Source organism: Vibrio sp. nBUS_14, from assembly GCF_051201655.1.
Taxonomy (GTDB): domain Bacteria; phylum Pseudomonadota; class Gammaproteobacteria; order Enterobacterales; family Vibrionaceae; genus Vibrio.
Window position 1 is genome coordinate 2657947 of record NZ_CP179206.1, and the last position, 23582, is coordinate 2681528.

The following is a 23582-nucleotide window of genomic DNA, read 5'->3' on the forward strand; positions in this document are numbered from 1 at the left end:
GAATAGTGCAGTTATCTATAAATCGCATTCGTCGCTTTTTTCACTGACAAAGTACGCAATACGGTTAGAATCAAACGTTTGGCCAATAAAAACGCTCTATTTTACATCCTGATAGAACCAAGCCTTAACAGCAATTACCACTATTTAACAATGGTTAATCAGAATAATATTTTACACAACGAAAACAACGTGTGACAAAAATCAACATGTAATAATCATGAATTTAACAAAAATTCAGACAATGCAACCGTAATACATTGGCTTAATAGTCAAATATCACAACTTAGGTGTATTTTTCGATATAATAACCTAATTGCTGTAGTGTCCACGTCGTATCCCAAACTATAACAAAGCACTATAAATGCTCGAAATAACAAGAGGCTTATATGAAGCAGAGTAAAACTCGCCTACCGAACCTATTGCAGGTAATGATCGCGTTAGGACTATTTCTATCCCTTGCTTTTTCCTTTACAGCAAAGCTTGATCTTCCAATCCAACTTGCCTTGTACATTGGCTGGTTCATTATCATGGTGCTAGGTATTCGCCTTGGCCACGAATACAAAGACTTAGAAAAAGCGGCACTCAAAGGAATATCTAATGGCTTAGGTGCAGTTTTAATACTTTTAGCGGTTGGCGCTCTTGTTGGTACGTGGATCTCAGGCGGTATTGTACCCACTATCATTTACTACGGTCTGAAAGCTATCCACCCTTCTATCTTCCTTTTAGCTACCATGATCATCTGTTCTCTAACCGCTCTGGCAACAGGCACCTCTTGGGGAGCAGCTGGTACTGCCGGTATTGCGATGATGGGAATTGGTCAAGGACTAGGTGTTCCAGCACCAATCACCGCTGGTGCCGTACTTTCGGGCTGTTACTTTGGCGACAAGATGTCTCCACTTTCTGATTCAGTAATTCTGGCTTCTTCAATGTCTGGTGTTGAAGTGGTTGAACACATCAAGGGCATGCTTCCAGTTGCGTTAATCAGCTACGTGATTACTGGCATAATGTTTACTGCGTTTGGTTTCCACTACGCGGGCAACGTTGACATGAGCCAAGTAGATTCTGTGATTAAAGCAATGGAAGTTCAGTTCTACATCACGCCTTACTCATTCGTTCCGGTATTGATCGTGCTTGGCCTATTGGCTTTCCGCATGCCATCATTCCCAGTGATCAGCTTTGGTTCTCTGCTTGGTATTATCTGGGCAGTAATGATCCAAGAGATCGACTTCCTTACTGCATTTAACACAGCATGGGCACCATTCTCTATATCATCTGGCGTGGAGTTCATTGATTCGATTCTTAACCGTGGCGGCATGTCTTCAATGCTTGGTTCGGTTGCAGTTATCGTGTTTGGTTTAGGTTTCGGTGGCTTGCTGGATAAAGTAGGCGTGCTAGAGACGATTGCTAAAGTGTTTGAGCGCCGCGTAAACAGCGCAGGCTCACTAGCAACCAGCACCATTGGTACAGCTTTCATGGGTAATGTGTTTGGTTCAGCAATGTATGTATCGCTCATCCTTACGCCAAAAATCTGTGCAAAGAACTACGACCGCTTAGGCTACAAACGTAAAAACCTTTCTCGTAACGCTGAGTTCGGTGGCACGTTAACGTCAGGTATGGTTCCTTGGAGTGATAACGGTATCTACATGGCGAGTATTTTGGGCGTTGCTACACTGTCTTACGCACCGTTCATGTGGCTAAGCTTCATCTGTATTATCGTGACTATCGTGACTATCGTGACGTCTTACATGGGTTGGTTTGTTGATAAGTGTGAACCGACAGCGCCGACGTTTGAAGCTGAAGAAGCAACAGAGTTAAGCAAGCAAGAAGCGTAAGTCATTCAAACGTTAATCATTTAAATGCAAAAAGAGCGCCCTAGAGCGCTCATTTTTTTAATCTACTTAGTTACTTATTTGTTGGCGGTTCGTTTACCCAACCAGTAACCGATGCCCAACGGTGCAAAGAACACCACCAAGATAAACAGGATAAAGTAGATAATCACACCTTTGATTAACTCCATGAGCTTATCAATCGCAAGCACGACCACTTCTTGAGAAACACGATCTAGATCTTGAGTGAACAACTCTCTTTCTGAAGTCACAATACCTGCAATCTCGATGCGCTCTTTCTCAATCATCTGTACTAGCGCTTCTCTCTCACGTGTCACCATTTTTTCCAATGCCACACGTTCATCGCCGAGCATCGCTAATTTTTGGTCTGTCTTATCGCTCAGGTCGTTTAGCAATGGCTGCATTTCTGTCGACATAATAGAAGCCAGCGTTTGCATGTACTTAGGATTGTTTTCGATGAAGTCCTGCATGCTTGCTGATGTTTGACGAAGGCTTTCCAACGTCATCGACAAGTCTTCCCCCGTTAATGAGCTGTTCAGAGCAACCAACTCGGCCTTCCACGTCATCAGTTTCGGTGTTTGATCAGCCATTACGCTTAAACGGTCTGATGCATCACTCATAGCCTCCGGCATGGTTCCTAAGTTTTGTACGATTTGTGATTCATCTTTACCTAAATAAGTTAACCAATCGCGGTAAGCTGGCGTACTTCTGAATGTGAGATTTTTAAATGGGTGGCTGGCAGCAAACTGCGCGACAAACTCTTGGCTCTTTTTAAAGTCACCAGAATTCAATACGCCTTTTGCCAACTTTTCGACTTCTTGAGTAAGGTCATGAGCGGTTTCTACTACATGATCAGTTTCGAATAGGTCAGCACCGTCGCCTTGTGTATAAAACTGGTCCATTTGAGCGGTAAACACCCACGAATCAATTAACGCTGACATTGGAGAAGTTTGATAAGCCGCTTGTTGAAGTCCCTGCTCTGCGTGGATCTTCCAAAGCAGTACATAAGATTGATGCAGAGTATCGTCGGCAGGATAAGATTGCGCGATGAAATCAGCCGAATCTTCTACACGAGTAAAGAAAATTTTAGCGTATTCACGCGTCATAATCCGAGCATTGAGCTCTTGTTGAGTCAGTGGTGTTGTTTGGCTATCTAACTTAACTTCTAAGAGAGAACAACCACTTAGAACAATGCTAAGTACCCACACCATCAAACACTTACTAGAAACACGCAACATATACACCTCTGGCAAAGACTAATGGCGCGGATTGTATGAGAACTTCGTCAAAGTATTGTCAAAACTCTCGCAAAATTAATGTGATTGATCTAAATACGCCATGGCAGAGTCGACTGAAGCCTGAATCGCCTGCTCTAACTCTTCAAGATCGTACTCACTGACCGCTCGAGATTGCTTCATGGTCATCTCAATACTCGCAGCAATAATCGCCAATCTCGATGCTTTGATACTTCCGGCAACGCCTTTTAAACTATGTACGATTCGAGCTGCAGACGTATCATCTTTTGTCAGCAAGGATTTTAATTTTGTACAGTCATCGGCATGGTCTTGCACAAATACGCCCAACAACAAGCTCACAGATTCAGCGTCATCGTCCAGAGTCTCTAACATCTCTTCGATATCAATAGCAGGCTTTGAATCCGTCACACTTGCGACGTGTTTCTCTGCTAAATGAACCCCTGACTCTTGATGACTTCTTGGTACCGCAGTCGATTCATTCACTGAGTGCTGAATCGACTGCGCCCTTTCTGGTGCTGCGGCAACATGATTAGCCTGTTTTACATCAGAGAACGTGTCCTTTGAATCAGTCGTTTCTACTTGGTTCGCCGTGGCGTTCGAACTGCTCGCTGGTTTTCCTAAATTGGTCTCAAGTTCACGGCCCGAATCACTTTCAGCTTGTGATACGCTCTTTTTGAAACCAACTCCCCATAAAACCAGCGCGATCATCGCGAGTAAACTTAAACCCAAGGCTGCGAGCAGTAGGTTGAACTGACTCTTATGGAATTGAGCTTCGAGCTTGATAATCTGCTCATTGACTGAGTTTTTCTTAATCTTATCAACCAAATAATTAAGCTGAGCGTAATCACCCAATAACGCAGAAGCATCAGCAAGTAACTGCTGCATGGCTTCTTGCTCTTTGGTTTTTAACGAATAAGAACGCTTAAGAATCGAGTCGAAAGAGCGATACGTCGCCGATGAGCTTTCGTTATCGGAGTACATGGCTTCAAATACCACAACGCCAAATTCGTTTAACAGGGGCTTTAACTTAGAAGAAGTCTTACTGTCTGTGCGCAATGCCTTGATGTTATCGACAATCGCTTGTACTTGGCTTTCTATCGGGATGAACTCATCAAACTTTTCTAAAAATTGGTCTGCGACATACAGCAATTGATTAACGTCAGGGCGGAAAAACGCATGCTCAAAATCCGATTCAATCTGTAATCGAATTGAATACACCAACTGTGCATCAAGGGCTAAGTCATTAATACGAGAGACTCGGAGCGGTTCAGAGAAGTAAAGCGACTGCCTTAACTCGGTAACACGAATACCAAGTTCTTCAATGTGAGCAAGGGAGTTATTGTAAGAACGGCTGAGCTGAAGAATGGCCAACGAAGGAAGTAACCATAGAGCCAGAAGTACAACTAAAAAAGTTGCAGGCTTTTTAAAGCGATGGGGCGTTGCTAATGGTTGTTCCATCAATATTCCTTGTGCGTATAAGCCTCACACCATTGCAGTTATCGAGAGTGTAAAGCAGAAATAAGCGACAACATCCTGCTGCCGCTATTTATCCATGAACTGGTGCTATGACTGGTTACGAGTCAGTTGATCACGTAAGTTCGGTGGTGTGCCTTTAATCGTTAGCGTGTCTGTCTCCGGATCGTAAAGGATACGTTCGCCTAGAAGCAGACTATCAAAACTAACATTCAAACCGCCACCAGCACCAACAAATTTTGTTAGTTTACGCATAGTTGAGCGATCGGCTGGGAAGCTATCTTCTAACTCATAACCTTGTTCACTAGTATAGTCAAAGAAGCTAGTACCATCTGTGCTTGCTGGTAATTCACCAGACAGTTCACGAACTTGAACTTCATCGCCCGCTTTTAGCTGTTCGTTACAGTAATCTGCAACCTGCTTTTTATAGCTGATTGCTTCTTCTTTCTCTAACTTAGAGTCTGAAACGAAATCCTCTACCGCTTGCATCAGTACTTGGTTTTGCTGCTTAGCATCCAAGCCTACTTCTGCTTGAAGGAAATCTAAGAAGAAATCTGCAACTTTACGGCCAACACGTCCCTTAATGTAAGTAAGGTAACGGTTTGACTCTTTGTCTGTGTCGTAGGTTGAAAGATCAAGGCGCGCAACAATATCCATCTTAGAGATATCAAGGTAATCAGTCGCACTGATGTCTAGCCCTTCAGTCACTTTCAAACTTTGGTTCGAAGGCAGTAAACTGATGAAAAGGTAGTCTGTCGCCAGTGATTGGTATTCAGCAAGTACCAAAGTGCCTTCATCAGCAAAAGGATACTTTGAAAGCTCATCTTTTAGACGTAGCGCACTTTTTTGAGAGAAATCATAAAAACTTTGCTCTCCCGAGCGAAATTCATGCAACGACTGCTGGAATTCGCTGTCGGATTTGAAAGAACCAAACCCTTTACCTGCTTTAGAGTTGAACACTCGGTGAAGCTCAGCGACAAGGCTTTCAGACGAAGCATCGATTTCTAGAGATTCAGCACGGTAGTTAACAATCAGTTCTTCCTGATCGTTCTTGCTTAATTGGTGTAAAATTACGTTGGAAAGGTGAAGGCTCATAGTGAAAATATTACCGTTCAGGTTTCAGTTGTCGTGCATAGTAGGTTATCATAAGCCGCTTTTACTATCATTATTAGAGTCCTTATGCCGATTATATCTAAATACACAGATGAACAAGTTGAAAAAATCCTAACTGAAGTAGGTGCTGTACTAACAAAGCACAAAGCCTCACCAGAACTTTCACTGATGATCGCTGGAAATATCGCAACCAATGTCTTAAATCAGAACGTTGCTGCTTCACAACGCAAAGGAATTGCTGAAAAATTTGCCGAGGCTTTGGTTTCTTCAATTGAAGACAAATAGTCTCACTAAATTTGATTGACGGATAAAAGAATTATAAATGGTAGACAGCGCAAACTCTTATAGCGATCGTGTATCTCGACTGGTTGGTTGGGGACACTGGTTTGCATTTTTCAACATCATTGCGGCGATGTTGATAGGTACTCGTTATATTACTCAATCTGCTTGGCCTGACACCTTGCTGGGTCAATTCTATTTGGCTGCATCATGGGTCGGTCATTTCGGCTTTTTAATATTCGCTCTCTACCTATTAGTGCTGTTCCCACTCACTTTTATTCTTCCATCGAGGAAGTTATTACGCTTGGTTGCCGTTTGTTTCGCAACCGTAGGTTTAACTGTCCTTCTTATTGATACTCAAACGTATCAAAGTCTAAACCTCCACCTGACGCCTGTTGTGTGGGAGGTTTTGTTCAGTGGAGAGGAATCTGCATTTACTTCTGATTTGCAGCACCTCTTTATTGTTATGCCGCTTATCTTCTTATTACAGCTCGGCCTATCTGAATGGGTTTGGCGTAAGCAGCGTAAACTGTCTCATAAACACGTTGGCCGTCCGATCACCGCCGTCTTCTTCTTGTGTTTCATCAGCAGCCATTTGACCTACATGTGGGCTGATGCGTATTTCTATAACCCAATTACCAGCCAAAAAGCGAACTTCCCACTGTCTTACCCAATGACAGCGAAAAGCTTTATGGAAAAACATGGTTTGCTAGACCGTGAAGAGTATCTACAACGTTTAGAAGCAAACAAAGACAACGTAAATTTAGTTAGCTACCCACTAGAAAAAATTCAATACAACCGCCGCAGCGATGATCTTAATATCCTGATGGTGAGTGTAAATAACCTTCGCTCTGATGCGCTTAATGCCACAGCGATGCCATACAGCTACGCATACTCACAACAATCGATCAACTTCACCAATCACTACAGTTCAAGTAACGATATGTTTGGTATCTTCGGTTTGTTCTATGGCCTTCCTAGCAGCTACGCAAGCAGCATAGAAGCTCAGGGGTCAAGTGCAGTACTATTAGACGTTTTAAATAATCACAATTATAAGTTTGCAGCTTTCAGTGGCGACAACTTTGACGATGCACTTTACTCGGAGATCATCTTCCGAGGCCGTGATGTTATGCCAGAGCAAGCAACTTATGATGACAAAAGCGCGATACAAGCTTGGTCTAACTGGATTCAATCACCGCAGGCTAAACGTCCTTGGTTTAACTTCATTGAGCTGACCACGCTAGATAACTTCTCTAGCTACGATTCAAGCTCAGAGTCAGACTCTACGTTAACCACGGCAGAACGCTTTGCTGCGGACTACCAAAAGTCAGCTCAAGCGGCTGATGCTCAACTCACGACTATTTACGCAGAATTAGAACGTCTCGACCTTAAAGACAATACTGTGGTTATCATCACGTCGAACCATGGTACTGAATTTAACGAAACCAAGACCAACAGCTGGGGTGCAAATTCCAACTACAGCCACTACCAACTGCAGGTGCCTTTGTTCATCAGCTGGCCTGGTAAGTCTGCTTCTGAATACACGCATCGCTCGAGTCATTTGGATGTGTCCGTAACACTGATGCAAGAGCTACTTGGTGTTTCTTCAAATCCAACGGATTTCAGTAGTGGTCGCAGCCTGTTTGATGAACGTAAGAGAAAGTGGATCCTAGCGGGTGACTCTCGTGAACTGGCTCTTGTTACTGACCGACAAACAACGGTGTTAGATAAGTTTGGTAACTACAAATTGTATGACCAAAACTACAAACGTCTAAAAGACGTAAGCCCTCGCTTACCAATATTAATGCAAGGCCTAACAGAGCTACAGCGTTTCTACACAAAAAATGACTAACTAGTCACCCTATAAAGAAGGGAAGCATGCAGCTTCCCTTTTCATTGCCGCTAATGACTAGAAAGTGAGCAAGAAAGCAAGATTATGATAATTAAGGGTTTACAAGGCACTCTCCCCCTTATATTATTCACGCCTCTGGAGGGATGGCTGAGTGGTCGAAAGCACCGGTCTTGAAAACCGGCAACCGTTAATAGCGGTTCTAGGGTTCAAATCCCTATCCCTCCACCACATTAAAGAAAGCCGCTGAGAAATCAGCGGCTTTTTTGTCTCTGAAAATCACGCAGCTCAACGGTTCAGCTATTCACAACCAATGCAGCGTTTAGTAACTGCATGTGGATCGGCACCAGATCTTTATGTTCCGACCGATAACCACCGCCCACTACACACGCAATTGGAATCGCTTTACTCTTAGCTAAATTGAGCATCAAACAATCGCGCTTAAATATCCCTTGCGTAGAAATATTCAAATACCCCAATTCATCATCTTGATGAATGTCGACACCCGCATCATAGATAATCAGATCCGGTTGATGATGAGCAATGGCCATGTTGGTGACTTGTTCAAAGCAACGCAGAAACTCCTCATCTTCTGTTTCACGGCTTAGTGGCACATCTAAATCAGATAGAGGTTTTCGTGCGGGGAAATTTTTATCGCAGTGGAATGACAGAGTAATAATGTCGTCATTCTCTTGGCAAAGAGTCGCTGTACCATCACCATGGTGAACATCGCTGTCGACGATCAGCACTTTATCGATATGCTCAAACGTTAGCGCATGTTTTGCCGCCAAAACCAGATCATTAAACAAACAGAAGCCACTGCCAAAATCTCGGTGCGCATGGTGATAGCCACCGCTTAGATGAATCGCTAAACCACTCTCGATAGCCATTTCTGCAGCCAAGCAGGTTCCACCACTTGAATAGAGTGTCCTTTCTATAAGCTGTTCACTCCACGGAAAGCCGATACGTCTCATTTTTGCTGCGGGCAAATTTCCAGAAACCAGCAAATCGACATATTCACCATCGTGTACCTGCTTTACTTGTTCAACCGAAACAGGCATTGGCTGGGACATTTCGAATGCATTACCCCATTTTGGATCGCTGTCCATGTGGTGCTTCACCGCACTGTGCAACAGTTGGTATTTATGGATTGGATAACGATGCCCTTCAGGTAAAGGCAACTGAGAATAAATTGGATGGTAAATTAAAGGAGTCATAGTCAGGCGTATTACGTATCAGTCTCAAAATCATAACAGTCTCAGACTTGGCGACAACCATAATTAGTGATAATAGTTATCATTACCTTTAGTTAATTTCAGAGACAATAATGAAAAACGTAATACTCATCTGTGGTGTGATCTGCGGCTCTGTCGCAGCAGTAATGATTTTCGTGAGCATGCTGATGGTCAGTTGGTGGAGCGTTGATTTTCTCGCGTTAGCCCATCACACTTAACTGATTGAACTAACAAGGAATCATTATGAGCGTTATTTTTATCACTGGTGCGAACCGAGGTATTGGCTTAAGCCTTGCCCGACACTACGTCAATGATCGCCACACCGTGTATGCTACCTATCGCGATGCTTCCACTGCACAAGAGTTACTTACTATCGCAAACGAAAACAGCAACCTTGCATGCATACAGCTCGACATCACGGACTACCAATCGGTCAATGAACTTCCTTCAAAGCTAGAATCTATCGATGTTCTCATCAACAACGCTGGCTACTATGGCCCTAAAGGTTACGGATTAGGTAGTATCGATGTAGAAGAGTGGCGTCGTGTTTTCGAAACCAACACCATCGCTCCTCTCAAGCTCGTTGAATCCTTACTGCCTCTGCTAGCAAAGAGCCCAATAAAAAAGATCGCGTGCCTTTCATCAAGAGTGGGCAGTATGTCTGAAAACACATCTGGCGGAGGCTACATCTATCGTTCCTCTAAAGCTGCACTAAACTCGGTGGTGAAGAGTTTAAGCAACGACTTAACCGATAATGGCTTTACAGTGCTGGCATTACATCCTGGTTGGGTACAGACCGAAATGGGCGGACCTAATGCTCTCATTGATACAGAGACTTCGGCTAAAGGCTTGATAGCGGTAATAGAGTCATCGAATACTGAAGTGAGTGGTCACTTCTTTAATTTCGATGGTAGCGGAATAGACTGGTAGCCGTCATATGGGTCGTCGCGTTATCTCAAGCTTACTCGTACGTTCAACACTGTTGTGTCTAACAATGGTGCTCACTGGATGTTTCGATGACAGCCCACAGAACTATTTCGACGACTATCAGACCAAAATAGCCAACGTGCAAGATGCTGACGAGATACAGGAAGACTGGGAGCTCGAAAGCTTACCGAGAAAGCGAGAACTGTTTATTGAAGTTCCTTCGCTCTCTATCGGGCTTATCGACAGCTATCAACTTCGACAATGTGGATTATTCAACCTGATTGCAGAAAGAAACTCCGTACTTGGAAAAGTCGCCGACGAGTTCCGAAATTACGATTATCAAGTCGCTCTACTGGAGGGTGTTGGTCAATGTTTATCTAATAACGAATTAGATCCAGAGATCGTAGAGTTACTCAGAGAAATCGAACAACTGAAGCTCGCACAATTTCCACTGCACCAATGGAATCTCATCTATGCCAGTGAAGCCATGCAGTCGCAAATGCGTGGAAGTCAGTGGTTGCGTGCTGATATTGGTGAACAAGTCCGACAGACAAGTAACGCCCTAGAGCATATTAACCGAGCATTAAACACACCGATTGTTTCCGGCAAGACTACTGAAGTTCAAGAAGGGTTAGAGAAGAGTTCGACGCTTGGGGATTTGTACTACTCACTATCTCGTGCGTCTGTTGAGCTCGATATCATTACCAAACAGTTGACAACTTTTGACGCCAACATAATTTGTGGTGAGCAGCGAGACACGACTAAGTTTCGTTACCTTAACAATGTGTTCGAGCAACAATACATCGGTAAGGTTCAGCCTTACATGGCGCAGCTGGATGGCTACTATCAGCAGCTAGATCCTCAGCTTGCTATGTTTGATGCCAAGCCCAAACTGCACAGTTATTACTTTCCCATCAAGGATGCGCATCAAGCCTTTCGTGCATCAACTCGCCGCCATGTTGATTATTGGCAACAGCTGTTTAAGCGCTGCGGACGCAAGGTCGGACGTTAATTCCAGTATCGCCAATAAACAGCGGTTTGCTCTCAGTGACTAGCTTTTAGTGCCTTTCTTAGTATACGTCCCTTTCTTGGCATAAGACTTCGCACCGCCAGCTTTGCGGCGTTTAAAGGCAGGTCTTTCGACTTTAGGAAGATGGCGCAAGGATTCAGGGACTTCGCCGGTTTTTACCTTGCCCATCAAGACGTCGATCTTGCTTTCTAATTCTTGCATGAAGGGTTGATACGCTTGGTTCCGTTCAGCCATGCCTTGCAACTGATGTTCCCAGTGAGCGGTCATGTCAGGAAAGGTCGAGTCCTCAGGTAAGGCATTAATCAAACCTCTTCCCGCCGGACTACTGTGAATGCTTTTACCTTGTCGAGTTAGGAGCTGTCTTTTGAACAAAGTATCTAAAATGCCCGCACGAGTTGCTTCTGTTCCGAGGCCATCGGTCTCTTTCAAGATAGCTTTCAGATCTTTATTTGCCACAAAGCGTGCGATACCTGTCATCGCTTGTAATAACGTCGCTTCGGTAAAGTGTTTTGGTGGCTCGGTTTTCTTATCGCCAATCACGCCTTCACGACACGTCAGCACCGTTCCTTTGTCCAATGGAGGAACCGTATCTGTGCCGTCACCTTTCTCATCTGTGTCCGTTTTGCCCATTAACACCTTCCAACCCGGGTTAATCAGTTGTCGCCCTTTTGCGATGAACACGCCACCAGCAATATCAAAGACTAACTTTGCATCGGCAAAAATGGCCGGCGGATAAAACTGCATCAGATACTGGCGAGCGATTTGCTGATAGATTTTCATCTCATTAGCAGACAAGCCATTCACCGATGATTTCTTCGGAGTTGGGATTATCGCGTGATGAGCATCGACCTTGCTGTCGTTCCATGCTTTTGATTTAAGAGAAAGATCCGCACCTTGGGCACCGCCTTGCAGCTCTTTCGCATTATTAGCGATAGCATCGACGACCGACTCTCGTTGCGAGTAGTGATCTTTAGGCAGGTATCGGCTGTCAGAACGTGGGTAAGTGATGAGTTTGTGTTTCTCATACAATGACTGACAAGTGTCGAGTACTTGTTGAGCACTCATTCCAAAACGCTTGGACGCATCAATCTGCAGAGCTGACAGCGAATAAGGGAGAGGTGCCGCTTGTTTGCTTTGCTTTTGCTGTGATTCCGTCACTGTCGCAGGTTGATTAGCAATTCGGTTAGCGGCATTCTCAACCAACTTTCGATTGAGCACGCGGCCTTCTTCATCTTGCCAAGGTTTACATGCTTCGCTTGGTTTCCAACGCGCTCGAATGTCAAAGCTCTGACCATTGTTTTGATAAGGGATCAGCGCATGCAGAGTGAAGTAGTCTTTCGGAATGAAGTTTTCGATCTCTTCATCACGTCTCACCACCAAACCAAGTACCGGAGTTTGTACCCGCCCGACTGACAAGACGCCTTGGTAGCCCGCCTTTTGCCCTAACATGGTATAGGCGCGAGTCATGTTCATGCCATACAGCCAATCGGCTCTAGAGCGCGCCAATGCAGAAATAGAAAGTGGAATAAAATCGCGGTTACTGCGCATTTGAGAGAGCGCACGCTTTACCGCTGGCAAGTTCAAGTCACTAATAAGTAGTCTATCCATCGACTCTTTCTTAGCCTTAGACACCTTGCAGTATTCAATCACTTCATCAACCAGCAACTGCCCTTCTCTATCCGGGTCGCCCGCATGGACAATTTGTGTGGCGTCCTTCAATAGCTTTCGGATCACCGTAAGCTGTTTGCTTGACGTCTTACGCGGTCTTAGCTGCCACTGCTCTGGCACAATAGGTAGATCGGCTAGATTCCATTTTTTGTAGCGGTCGTCATAAGCGTCTGGCTCAACTTGCTCCAATAAGTGTCCAATACACCAAGTCACCACATCTCCATTGCCACATTTGATAAACCCTTGGTCTTTCTTTTGTGGATTAGGGAGTGCGGCGGCGATCGCGCGGCCTAGGCTTGGTTTTTCAGCAATAATAAGGCGAGACATGTTTTTCCAGATGCTACAAACAATTAGGGCCACATTATCTAATGTGGCCCCTAGAAATCAAGGAAAACTGGTTGTTTATACAGTTAGCATTCAACAATTCGTTGTATAGCTACTTTCCTGACGAGATCTATAGGAACTCGACGAACTTTGAGAAGTCACGCTCTGGCACTTTCATTGGCGTACAGCCCGGAGTACCTAGATATAAGAAGCCAACAATTTCATCATCGCCTTCTAGGCCGAAAGCTTGGTGCACTTCAGAGTGAAACATCCATTTACCTGAGCGCCAAAAACCTTGGAAGCCTTGTGCGACTGCGGCCATTTGCATGGCTTGTGCTGCGCAACCTGCAGACAGGTGTTGTTCGATAGCAGGCACTTTCTCATGCTCGGTCACTTTAGCAATCACGGTGATGACCATTGGAGCTCGGAACGGCGCTTTCTTTACTTTCTCAATGACCGCCTCTTCGCTTTCATCCGCTTCAGCAGCACGCACCAAAATATCAGAGAGCTTTTGTAGTCCTGAACCTTGTGCGATAACAAAGCGCCATGGTGTCAATGCGCCGTGGTCTGGAGCACGTAAACCTGCTTTGATAATATTTTCTAACGCGACACCTTCAGGTGCTGGATCAGAGAGTTTTGCGATAGAGCGTCTGTTGAGCAATAGATCCAAAGCATCCATTTGAAGTCCTTACTAATTTTTATTGTTTGTATAGTTGAACTGTAGCACAGAATACAAACGATAATAAATCTCAACATCTGTCCAATTGAAACAATCGTTCAAACAGTATTGGAAACAATAAAGGCTCCTAAATCTATAATTTAGGAGCCTTGTTCGAAAAACTATCTTAGCAAATTAAATAAGCATACCTACCGATAAGATTAAAGCTTGATAGCTGATTCTATAACTTAATAGCTAACTCAACACCTTGGCGAATAGCACGTACCGCATCAAGTTCACCCGCGTAATCAGCACCACCGATCACGTGAAGCTTGCCACCGAACTCTTGCCACATATCTTCAAACGGACGAACTGAAACTTGACCCGCACACACGATAACGGAATCGGCATCCAGTACCTGCTCCTTCTTATTAACGGTAATGTGCAGACCTTCTTCATCAATTTTGTTGTAGCTGACGCAACCTAATAGGTTAACGCCACGCTTCTCTAGCGTGCGCTTATGAATCCAGCCAGTGGTTTTGCCTGGGCCTTTACCGACACGACCCGCTTTACGCTGCATCACCCAAACTGTTTTATCACTGAATGAATCTGGATAAGGGTAAAGCCCTCCTGGGTGCTCCATGTTTTTATCAATGCCCCATTCGTGAAGCCAATCATCCAAGCCATGAGAAGTTGGCTCAGTGAGCATAGTTGCCACATCGATACCGATACCACCAGCACCAACAATAGCGACCTTTTCACCTACCGGTGTCTTTTCACGAATTAAGGTTTGATAATCGACTACCTTTTCTTGGTCAATCCCTTCAAGATTAAGCTTTCTAGGTTCAACACCCGCTGCCATCACGACTTCATCGTACTTCAGCAGCATCTCAAACGTCGCTTCGGTATCGAGTTTAAGATTGACACCGGCTGCATCAATCTGGTTCGCGAAGTAGCGAATGGTTTCTCTGAATTCTTCTTTCCCCGGAATCTGCATCGCCAGTCTAAATTGGCCACCGATTCGGTCATTTTTCTCAATCAAGTCAACCTTGTGCCCACGCTGCGCTAATGTGGTCGCACAAGCTAAACCTGCGGGCCCAGCTCCGACTACAGCAATGGTTTTGGTTGCTTGCGCTGATTGCACAACAATTTCTGTTTCGTAACACGCTCGTGGGTTAACTAGGCAGCTTGCTCTTTTTCCCTTGAATACATTATCAAGACAAGCTTGGTTACAACCGATACAGGTATTAATAAATTGAGCTTGGTCTTGCGCGGCTTTATTTACAAAATCAGGGTCCGCCAAGAAAGGACGGGCCATAGAGACCATATCCGCCTGACCAGAGCTGAGAATGCGTTCTGCTTCTTCTGGTGTGTTGATTCGGTTACAAGTCACGACCGGGATAGACACATAAGGCTTAACCTTTTCCGTCACCCAAGAGAAAGCACCACGTGGTACTTGAGTCGCAATCGTAGGAATACGAGCTTCGTGCCAACCGATACCCGTGTTGATAATGGTCACGCCCGCTTCTTCAAGCTTTTGAGCAAGTAATACAACATCTTCAAACGTGCTGCCTTGTTCTACTAGATCAAGCATCGACAGTCTAAAAATGATAATAAAATCGTCGCCAGCGGCTTCACGAATCGACTTAACGACCTCTAATGGGAAGCGCATGCGTTTTTCATATGAGCCACCCCACTCATCGTAACGCATGTTAGTACGCTTACAGATGAATTGGTTAATCAAGTAACCTTCAGAACCCATGATCTCTACACCGTCATAACCGGCAACTTGAGCAAGCTCTGCACTATTTGCAAAGGCATCAATGGTTTTCTTAATCTGACGCGGGCTCATTTCGCTCGGTGCGAATTTGGCGATTGGCGCTTTTATGCCTGAAGCACTTTGAGCAAAAGGGTGCATCGCGTAGCGGCCAGCATGCAATAGTTGAAGTGCAATTTTACCGCCATGCTTGTGCACGGCCTCTGTGACAACTTGGTGAGCTTTCGCGTGTTTAACCTTGCTGAACTCAGCACTGAACGGAGTTAATCTGCCACGTAGATTTGGAGAAAAACCACCGGTTACAATAAGGCCAACGCCTCCTCTAGCTCGCTCTTCGTAAAATGCGGCGAGCTTGTGTAGGCCTTCTTTATTTTCTTCTAAACCCGTGTGCATTGATCCCATCAATACACGGTTACGTAACTGAGTAAATCCAAGATCGAGTGGTTCAAGTAAATGTGGGTACATGGCAGACATCACTTCTGTTATTTTATCCTTGTGGTCTGACCACAGTATAGCTCAATCACCAAAAGTTCAAACAACCGTTTACATTTTTGTAACACCGATCATAATGCAGGACAAATTAATCGTTAAAAATGCCTCAATATGATTACATTTAATGAGAATATATATCGATTCATACTTCTTGGTGTAGTTTGAGCTAAGGAATTATCGTAGGATATTAAGCAGTTAATATTATTGAGATTAATGGTACTACGACTTGTTAAGGCAACGTAATTTCACTGTGGAGACAGAATGAAAAAAATATTCAAATTTATCGGTATGATCTTCAAAGGGACTTGGAAGCTCATCACGTTTGTGCGTCTTGCACTTGTTAACCTGTTCTTTTTGCTCAGTATCGCCATTATTTACTTTGTATACTTTCACTCAGATACGACTCAACCAACTGTTCCGCAACAATCGGCATTAGTACTCAACCTTTCAGGGCCGATTGTCGAGCAAACTCGCTACATTAACCCTATGGACTCCTTAACAGGTTCACTGCTTAGCAAAGACCTCCCGAAAGAGAACGTCTTATTTGATATCGTTGAAACGATTCGCTATGCCAAAGACGACGAAAACGTCACTGGCCTTGTTTTAGCGCTCAAAGAGCTGCCAGAGACCAACCTGACTAAGCTTCGTTACATTGCTAAGGCTCTTAACGAATTCAAAGCGACAGGTAAGCCGATTTTTGCGGTGGGTGACTTTTACAACCAAAGCCAATACTACCTAGCCAGCTATGCTAATAAAGTCTTCTTATCACCAGATGGCGGCGTGCTGCTTAAAGGCTACAGTGCTTACTCGCTGTTCTACAAAACTCTATTAGAAAAGCTTGACGTAAATACACATGTATTCCGCGTCGGTACTTATAAGTCTGCAATCGAACCTTTCATTCGCGACGACATGTCAGACGCTGCGAAAGAGTCCGCTTCTCGTTGGTTAGGCCAGCTGTGGGGCGCATACGTTGATGATGTTTCTAACAACCGTCAAATCGATGCGAAAACACTGAACCCAAGCATGGACACGTTCTTAAAAGAGCTTGAATCTGTTGACGGCGATATTGCCAAACTGGCCGAGAAACTTGGCTTAGTTGATGAATTGGCAACACGCCAACAAGTTCGATTAGAACTAGCAGATGTGTTCGGTAGTGATGGCCAAGATAGCTACAACGCATTTGGTTACTACGAATACCGTTCAACCATGATTCCAGACGTGTCAAGCGAATCACATGATGTGGCCGTTATTATTGCTAGCGGCGCCATTATGGATGGCAAACAACCTCGTGGCACCGTTGGCGGTGATACCACTGCTGCCCTACTTCGCCAAGCGCGTAATGACGACAAAGTAAAAGCGGTTGTACTGCGTGTCGATAGCCCAGGTGGTAGTGCCTTTGCTTCAGAAGTAATTCGCAACGAAGTCGAAGCACTTAAAGAAGTAGGCAAACCAGTAGTGGTTTCAATGTCGAGTCTTGCCGCTTCTGGTGGTTACTGGATCTCAATGGGCGCAGACAAAATCCTGGCTCAGCCAACCACGCTAACGGGTTCTATCGGTATCTTTAGTGTCATCACGACCTTTGAAAAAGGCTTGAACGACCTTGGTGTTTATACGGATGGTGTCGGCACGTCACCTTTCTCTGGTCTTGGTATTACAACCGGGCTCAGCGATGGTGCGAAAGACGCGTTCCAAATGGGCATTGAAAATGGCTATCGCCGATTCATTAGCTTAGTGGGAGAAAACCGTGGCATGGAAGTCGATGCTGTCGACAAGATTGCTCAAGGCCGAGTTTGGACAGGTCAAGATGCTATGCAGAAAGGTTTAGTGGATGAGATTGGTGACTTTGATGACGCAATCGAAGCGGCCGCTTCACTCGCTGAACTAGAAAGCTACAATATCTACTGGGTAGAAGAGCCACTTACCGCGACTGAACAGTTTATTCAGCAGTTTATGAACCAAGTTCAGATGTCGATCGGCCTTGATATTCAGTCGATGATACCAAGCAGTTTACAACCTGTTACTCAGCAGTTAGCTCAAGATAGCCAACTATTAGGCAACTTTAACGACCCACAAGGGCGTTATGCATTTTGTCTAAATTGCCAGGTTAAATAAGTTAAATCTGACGCTTTGTTATCAAGAGGCGCCTCTGTGTGAGGCGCCTCTTTTTATTGCACGATAATTCGCTATAATCGCTCCCCTGTTCCCTACATCACACTAAGTATTTATCGCCATGGAAAGAAAACACATCTACATCGCGTACACCGGCGGCACAATTGGCATGCAAAAATCTGTTGGTCACGGCTACGTTCCTGTCGCTGGTTTTATGGATAAGCAGCTAGCTGGCATGCCTGAGTTCCATCGCCCAGAGATGCCTGAATACACCATCCACGAATACGAACCACTCATGGATTCTTCTGATATGACGCCACTTGACTGGCAGACTATCGCTGACGATATTCGCGCGAACTACGATAAGTATGATGGTTTCGTTATCTTACATGGCACAGACACCATGGCGTATACCGCTTCTGCTCTGTCTTTCATGTTGGAAAACCTTGGTAAACCTGTGATTGTGACAGGATCTCAGATCCCACTTGCTGAACTGCGTTCAGATGGACAAGCAAATCTGCTCAATGCACTTCATATTGCGGCTAACTACCCAATCAATGAAGTAACGCTGTTTTTCAACAACAAGTTGATGCGCGGTAACCGCAGTACTAAATCACACGCGGATGGTTTCAATGCATTTACCTCTCCAAACCTGACCCCATTGCTAGAAGCGGGTATCAACATCCAGGTGAGCAGCAACGTTTCGGTCAACGAACAGCCTGAAGGCGCTTTTAAAGTCCATAAAATTACACCGCAGCCCATAGGTGTTATCACTATGTACCCTGGCATATCACACGAAGTGATTCGCAACACGCTACTGCAGCCTGTGAATGCAATGATCCTGCTTACTTTTGGTGTTGGTAATGCGCCACAGAACCCAGAACTGCTTCAGCACCTAAAGGACGCTTCTGAGCGTGGTGTGATTGTGGTTAACCTAACTCAATGTTTGGCGGGTAAGGTCAACATGGGTGGTTACGCTACGGGTTGTGCGTTAGCGGAAGCTGGCGTGGTGAGTGGTTACGATATGACGCCAGAAGCAGCGCTTGCGAAACTGCATTACTTGCTTAGCCAAAACCTAGGCTATGAAGAAGTAAAAAATAAGATGCAACAAGTGTTACGTGGTGAGATGAGCTTATAAGTAAGCAGGTATTTAAAAGCAAGTTCTTTAGATTTATTGCTTACAAATAAAAAGCTTAACATTAAAAAGGGGTGGCATAGTGCCTCCCCTTTGTTGTAATTTAACCCTAGTGATTCGGGTTAACCCTAACAATATCTTCTTGGTCTGATTTAAACTGTTTCTTGAGTTCAGCCTTTGATTTAAAGCTAATGCCACCACCAGCCGCAATTGTCATATGCTGAGCTTCATCATTATGTTTAGATTGGTATAACATGACAGTTTGCATACACGAATCACGTTGTTCTTTGGAAAGTGCCGTACCTTCTGGCCATTTGCCCGTTTCAACGGCATAAGTTAAACGCTCGTAGACCTCAGGAGTCATTGCGCTAAGAAGTTGTTCTGCATCCATGATAGAGCCCTAGTTTTAACAATTTTCACCAGAAAATAACCTGTAACAGAATTGAGTCAAGAACCTCACCGAAAATAAGTGTAATTGATCACAAGTGAAGGAATATGAAGATTATGAAATGGTTGGCTATTGGCATATTGCCTCTTGCGCTTGCTGGCTGCCTTGAGGGGAACAAGAACACGGATCAGCTATGCCAAAGCAATTCGGCGTTACAATGTGAACAGCTCAATATGAACGACGGACAATGCCGCGTTGCACGTACTGATCTCATCTGGCATCGCTTCGAAGTTCTAAAACAGCCAACCGAAATCAACAAAATCAAAGAATTTAAGTTGGTCGCCTCTTATAAGAAGTGTCTAGAGCTGGCGGCGCAAATTGAAACCATTGATCAGTCTAAACTTCAAGAACGTCGCTTCACCGCTCTAATGCATAGTATTGAAGAGTCTGAACGAATCGTTAAAGAGCTGTCTCAATCGGATACACCAGAAACGCTCTACTTCTTGTGGTCACAAACCGGTGGCACCAATGCCAGACGCAGTTTCTTACAGTTAGAAGGAAAAGAAGCGTTAAACACGGCAGAAATGCAATATGCGTTAGCCACCTTCTACACTACTCGTGATCATGAAAAAACCTTAACGCTGCTAAACAATGCTTTAACGCTTTCTAACGGTTCTGCCGTCAATACTGAGATTTTCAAATCCATGGCCAGTATTAACCACAGCCTAGGTCATTTAAAGAAAGCGTATTTGTGGGCCATGGTCGCCAAAGATTTTGATGTACCCATCGCTTCAGAAGCAGAACTTAATGTGTTGTATCGTTTCGACAAACCTCAATACAAGCAATTCAATGATGATGCCGAAAAGATTGTCGAAGCCATTGAAGACGGCGTTTACACCGCATCCATAGTGCCGAACTATTAGCTTTCAATTTCTAAATGCACAAAAAAACAGCTACCTTCATGGTAGCTTTTTTTATTTGTATTAGAGTTAACTCTACTCACTTGGCTATTCATCCGTTTAAGTGCCTGAAAGCAATTTGTAAGGATTAGACAATAGTTACAAGTTATTTCGTAGTTTTGTCATTTTTGTTGAAAATTAACGACACTGAGTTAACACAAAACCGCTCGCCTGTTGTCTTGGGCCCATCAGGGAAAACGTGACCTAAATGACTATCACAAACTGCACAACGGACCTCTACACGCTTCATTCCGTGACTTAGATCTTCTATATAGCGTACTGCTTCATCATTCACAGGGGCATCAAAGCTAGGCCAACCGCACCCTGAATCATATTTGTTATCCGATATAAACAAAGGGGTTTCACAGCAGGTACAGCTATAGATACCCGTATCATGGTTATGTAACAACTTGCCGCTATAAGGGGCCTCAGTACCACGTAGTCGACATACCTCATATTCATCATCAGTTAGGCGTTCACGCCAGTATTCATCAGGCTTTGTCATATTTTCTTCCTCGTGAATCACGTTAATATCCGTCCACATTCTCTTTTATTATATTTACTTTTTTCTATAAAGGCTTGCATATAAGTCGTTTTGTAGCACATACTTTCTCACCAGGAAACATTGTACATATACACTCATAAGTGAATCATCATTTAGGGGTATTTTACCCAACTGGAAGGGTTCAGAGCCAGTCGCAATGGTCAAATTTCAACCACTTACACCCAATTGTTAAGAAAAGCGTCGCTTTTTTTTGACATTAAACAAGTTAAGTCGGATTATCTATTGCAGATGTATACTGGATTCTGTAATTTTACTACCAGTTATCTTTAATCAGAAATTAAGTTGTGGAGCAACTACAATGACTATCAAAGTAGGTATTAATGGTTTTGGCCGTATCGGTCGTTTCGTATTCCGTGCAGCGCAAGAGCGCAATGACATCGAAGTTGTTGGTATCAACGACCTTATCGACGTTGAATACATGGCATACATGCTTAAGTACGACTCAACTCACGGCCGTTTCAACGGTACTGTTGAAGTTGAAGGCGGTAACCTAATCGTTAACGGTAAAACTGTACGTGTTACAGCTGAGCGTAACCCAGAAGATCTTAAGTGGGATGCTATCGAAGTAGACATAGTTGCTGAAGCAACTGGTCTTTTCCTAACTGACGAGACTGCACGTAAGCACATCACTGCTGGCGCTAAGAAAGTAGTTCTTACTGGTCCTTCTAAAGATGCAACTCCAATGTTCGTAATGGGCGTTAACCAAGCATCTTACGCTGGTCAAGACATCGTTTCTAACGCATCTTGTACTACTAACTGTCTTGCACCTATCGCTAAAGTACTTAACGACAAGTGGGGCATTGAGTCTGGTCTTATGACTACAGTTCACGCTACTACAGCAACTCAAAAAACTGTAGATGGCCCTTCTGCTAAAGACTGGCGCGGTGGCCGTGGTGCTTCTCAAAACATCATCCCATCTTCAACTGGTGCTGCTAAAGCTGTAGGCGTTGTTCTTCCAGAACTAAACGGCCTTCTAACTGGTATGGCTTTCCGTGTACCAACTGCTAACGTATCTGTAGTTGACCTAACTGTTAACCTAAAAGAAGCTGCATCTTACGAAGAAATTTGTGCTGCAATGAAAGAAGCTTCTGAAGGTGAAATGGCTGGCGTTCTTGGTTACACTGAAGACCAAGTAGTATCACAAGATTTCATCGGTGAAGTTCAAACTTCAGTATTCGATGCTAAAGCTGGTGTTGCTCTAACTGACAAATTCGTTAAAGTTGTATCTTGGTACGACAACGAAATCGGTTACTCAAACAAAGTTCTAGACCTAATCGCTCACATCTCTAAGTAATTTCTTTTTAGAAATAGCTTTAGATAAGCATTAGCGAAGACTGTTTTGAGCAGACTTTGAAAAAGGCGACCTTAGTGTCGTCTTTTTAATACCTACTATCTTTTAAACGACTTCCAACTTCAATCCCGATCGCCAAAATTTAATTCTAATACTGACTCTGCTTGTCACTCATAAAATCACATGCACCCTAGTTCTAGTCAGCATTTGAATTCAATTTCCTTAGAAGGATCATGTAATGGATTTATCTACTCTACCTGCACTGACTGTACTTTCTGACAACGTCACTATCGTTGAACATGAGGGTGTCAAATTGGTTCGCGTTATCCACAATAAAGCAAACGCTGCGATTTCGTTGTTTGGCGGTCATGTCGTGTCATTCCAACCACAAGGTCAAGAAGACCTAATTTGGATGAGCCAACAAGCTAAATTCGACGGAAAAACAGCCCTACGTGGTGGTATTCCAGTATGTTGGCCTTGGTTTGGTCGCATTGCAGCACCCGCACATGGCTTTGCTCGTTCAAGCGAATGGCAATTGGTTGAGCACCGTGAAAGCCAAGCTGGCGTGATTGTGAGCTTAGGTCTGAAGCCTAACGAAGCGACTCTGGCAGTATGGCCTCATCAATTCGATGCTCGATTGAACGTTGAGATTGGCGACCAACTAAAAGTAACTTTGGATGTAAAGAACACAGATTCGCACCCATGGACTTTCTCTGGCGCACTGCACACTTACCTAAATGTTGGCGATATCCACAACACAACCACAACAGGTATGGGGGCTGAGTACATAGATAGCCTACAAGGTAGAAAGATCTGCCAAGGTGGCACTGAGCTGATACTGACTGACACTATTGACCGTGTTTACACACAGCCAGAAGCACAAATCTTTGTAGCTGACCAAAAACTGGATCGCACACTAACGGTTGAAAACCACGGCCATAACTCTGCAGTATTGTGGAACCCGTGGGCGGAAGGTGCTGCCAGTATGGGCGACATGCAAGACGACGGTTACCTAACTATGATGTGCGTAGAATCAACACTGCACGCACCAAGCCTAGAAGCCGGAAAAACGCTACAGCCTGGCGAAAGTCACCAGCTGATTACGGTAATTTCAGCTCAGTAAGCGACTCAGTAACTTACTCAATTAAACTCTTCAAAGGCCGGTTTATCCGGCCTTTTTTACAGCTATTTTTTACAACACTGCGAT

Annotated in this window: 20 protein-coding genes and 1 tRNA gene; 12 read left to right on the plus strand and 9 right to left on the minus strand. The window is 44.3% G+C overall.

The annotated features are described in order from the left end of the window. Positions 1-386: 386 nt before the first annotated feature. Positions 387-1832: a Na+/H+ antiporter NhaC gene (gene nhaC / locus ACMAZD_RS12490; RefSeq protein ID WP_435247467.1), complete on the plus strand. Its 1446-nt coding sequence runs from the start codon at positions 387-389 to the stop codon at positions 1830-1832. A 74-nt stretch (positions 1833-1906) separates the two neighbouring features. On the opposite strand, the gene ACMAZD_RS12495 is transcribed toward nhaC, so the two are convergent. The 3 genes from ACMAZD_RS12495 to yejK all read right to left on the minus strand — a co-directional run bounded on the left by ACMAZD_RS12495 (position 1907) and on the right by yejK (position 5671). After that, the gene (locus tag ACMAZD_RS12495) at positions 1907-3085 is read right to left on the minus strand and encodes a chemotaxis protein (RefSeq protein WP_435247468.1); all 1179 of its coding nucleotides are present in this window, start codon (positions 3083-3085) and stop codon (positions 1907-1909) included. A 75-nt stretch (positions 3086-3160) separates the two neighbouring features. After that, a complete protein-coding gene (locus ACMAZD_RS12500; RefSeq protein ID WP_435247469.1) occupies positions 3161-4561 on the minus strand; it encodes an Hpt domain-containing protein in 1401 nt (466 codons plus the stop codon). 105 nt (positions 4562-4666) lie between these two features. Further along, complete coding sequence (gene yejK / locus ACMAZD_RS12505; protein ID WP_435247470.1) at positions 4667-5671, minus strand: nucleoid-associated protein YejK; 1005 nt, start codon at positions 5669-5671, stop codon at positions 4667-4669. An 84-nt stretch (positions 5672-5755) separates the two neighbouring features. Between yejK and ACMAZD_RS12510 the strand changes: the two genes are divergently transcribed. From ACMAZD_RS12510 to ACMAZD_RS12520, 3 genes are all read left to right on the plus strand, one after another. Beyond that, complete coding sequence (locus ACMAZD_RS12510; protein ID WP_435247471.1) at positions 5756-5974, plus strand: YejL family protein; 219 nt, start codon at positions 5756-5758, stop codon at positions 5972-5974. Positions 5975-6011: 37 nt separating this feature from the next. Next, positions 6012-7820, plus strand: a complete 1809-nt coding sequence (locus ACMAZD_RS12515; protein WP_435247472.1) for a DUF3413 domain-containing protein — start codon at positions 6012-6014, stop codon at positions 7818-7820. A 137-nt stretch (positions 7821-7957) separates the two neighbouring features. Continuing rightward, positions 7958-8048: transfer RNA gene (locus ACMAZD_RS12520), tRNA-Ser, on the plus strand. Positions 8049-8113: 65 nt separating this feature from the next. Here the strand turns inward: ACMAZD_RS12520 and ACMAZD_RS12525 are convergent. Beyond that, entirely contained in the window at positions 8114-9034 is a 921-nt protein-coding gene (locus tag ACMAZD_RS12525) for a histone deacetylase family protein (protein ID WP_435247473.1), read from the minus strand. Positions 9035-9144: 110 nt separating this feature from the next. On the opposite strand from ACMAZD_RS12525, the gene ACMAZD_RS12530 reads away from it, so the two are divergent. The 3 genes from ACMAZD_RS12530 to ACMAZD_RS12540 are packed head-to-tail and all read left to right on the plus strand — an operon-like array spanning position 9145 to position 10991. Continuing rightward, complete coding sequence (locus tag ACMAZD_RS12530; protein WP_435247474.1) at positions 9145-9270, plus strand: hypothetical protein; 126 nt, start codon at positions 9145-9147, stop codon at positions 9268-9270. Positions 9271-9295: 25 nt separating this feature from the next. Continuing rightward, on the plus strand, positions 9296-9982 hold the full coding sequence (locus tag ACMAZD_RS12535) for an SDR family oxidoreductase (RefSeq protein WP_435247475.1): 687 nt from the start codon (positions 9296-9298) through the stop codon (positions 9980-9982). Between the two features lie 7 nt (positions 9983-9989). Next, positions 9990-10991, plus strand: coding sequence for a DUF3080 domain-containing protein (locus tag ACMAZD_RS12540; protein WP_435247476.1), 1002 nt, complete (start codon positions 9990-9992; stop codon positions 10989-10991). A 39-nt stretch (positions 10992-11030) separates the two neighbouring features. On the opposite strand, the gene ACMAZD_RS12545 is transcribed toward ACMAZD_RS12540, so the two are convergent. The 3 genes from ACMAZD_RS12545 to ACMAZD_RS12555 form a co-directional block, all read right to left on the minus strand. Next, positions 11031-13004, minus strand: a complete 1974-nt coding sequence (locus tag ACMAZD_RS12545) for a DNA topoisomerase III (protein WP_435247477.1) — start codon at positions 13002-13004, stop codon at positions 11031-11033. Between the two features lie 127 nt (positions 13005-13131). Further along, positions 13132-13680 (minus strand): NAD(P)H nitroreductase, encoded by a 549-nt coding sequence (locus ACMAZD_RS12550; RefSeq protein WP_435247478.1) that lies wholly within the window; start codon positions 13678-13680, stop codon positions 13132-13134. Between the two features lie 220 nt (positions 13681-13900). Further along, positions 13901-15910, minus strand: coding sequence for an FAD-dependent oxidoreductase (locus ACMAZD_RS12555; RefSeq protein ID WP_435247479.1), 2010 nt, complete (start codon positions 15908-15910; stop codon positions 13901-13903). A gap of 279 nt (positions 15911-16189) precedes the next feature. On the opposite strand from ACMAZD_RS12555, the gene sppA reads away from it, so the two are divergent. Together sppA and ansA are read left to right on the plus strand one after the other, a co-directional pair. Continuing rightward, positions 16190-18040: a signal peptide peptidase SppA gene (gene sppA / locus ACMAZD_RS12560; protein WP_435247480.1), complete on the plus strand. Its 1851-nt coding sequence runs from the start codon at positions 16190-16192 to the stop codon at positions 18038-18040. 118 nt (positions 18041-18158) lie between these two features. Next, entirely contained in the window at positions 18159-19175 is a 1017-nt protein-coding gene (ansA, locus tag ACMAZD_RS12565; protein WP_435247481.1) for an asparaginase, read from the plus strand. A 106-nt stretch (positions 19176-19281) separates the two neighbouring features. Here ansA and ACMAZD_RS12570 read toward each other — a convergent pair whose 3' ends face one another. Next, positions 19282-19563: a YeaC family protein gene (locus ACMAZD_RS12570; protein WP_435247482.1), complete on the minus strand. Its 282-nt coding sequence runs from the start codon at positions 19561-19563 to the stop codon at positions 19282-19284. A gap of 113 nt (positions 19564-19676) precedes the next feature. On the opposite strand from ACMAZD_RS12570, the gene ACMAZD_RS12575 reads away from it, so the two are divergent. Next, positions 19677-20483, plus strand: coding sequence for a DUF2989 domain-containing protein (locus ACMAZD_RS12575; protein WP_435249371.1), 807 nt, complete (start codon positions 19677-19679; stop codon positions 20481-20483). Between the two features lie 142 nt (positions 20484-20625). On the opposite strand, the gene msrB is transcribed toward ACMAZD_RS12575, so the two are convergent. Next, positions 20626-21024, minus strand: a complete 399-nt coding sequence (msrB, locus tag ACMAZD_RS12580) for a peptide-methionine (R)-S-oxide reductase MsrB (RefSeq protein WP_435247483.1) — start codon at positions 21022-21024, stop codon at positions 20626-20628. 358 nt (positions 21025-21382) lie between these two features. Here msrB and gap point away from each other — a divergent pair, with 358 nt between their 5' ends. Both gap and ACMAZD_RS12590 read left to right on the plus strand, forming a co-directional pair. Beyond that, entirely contained in the window at positions 21383-22378 is a 996-nt protein-coding gene (gene gap / locus ACMAZD_RS12585) for a type I glyceraldehyde-3-phosphate dehydrogenase (protein WP_435247484.1), read from the plus strand. Positions 22379-22613: 235 nt separating this feature from the next. Further along, complete coding sequence (locus ACMAZD_RS12590) at positions 22614-23498, plus strand: D-hexose-6-phosphate mutarotase (RefSeq protein WP_435247485.1); 885 nt, start codon at positions 22614-22616, stop codon at positions 23496-23498. The last annotated feature ends 84 nt before the right edge of the window (positions 23499-23582 follow it).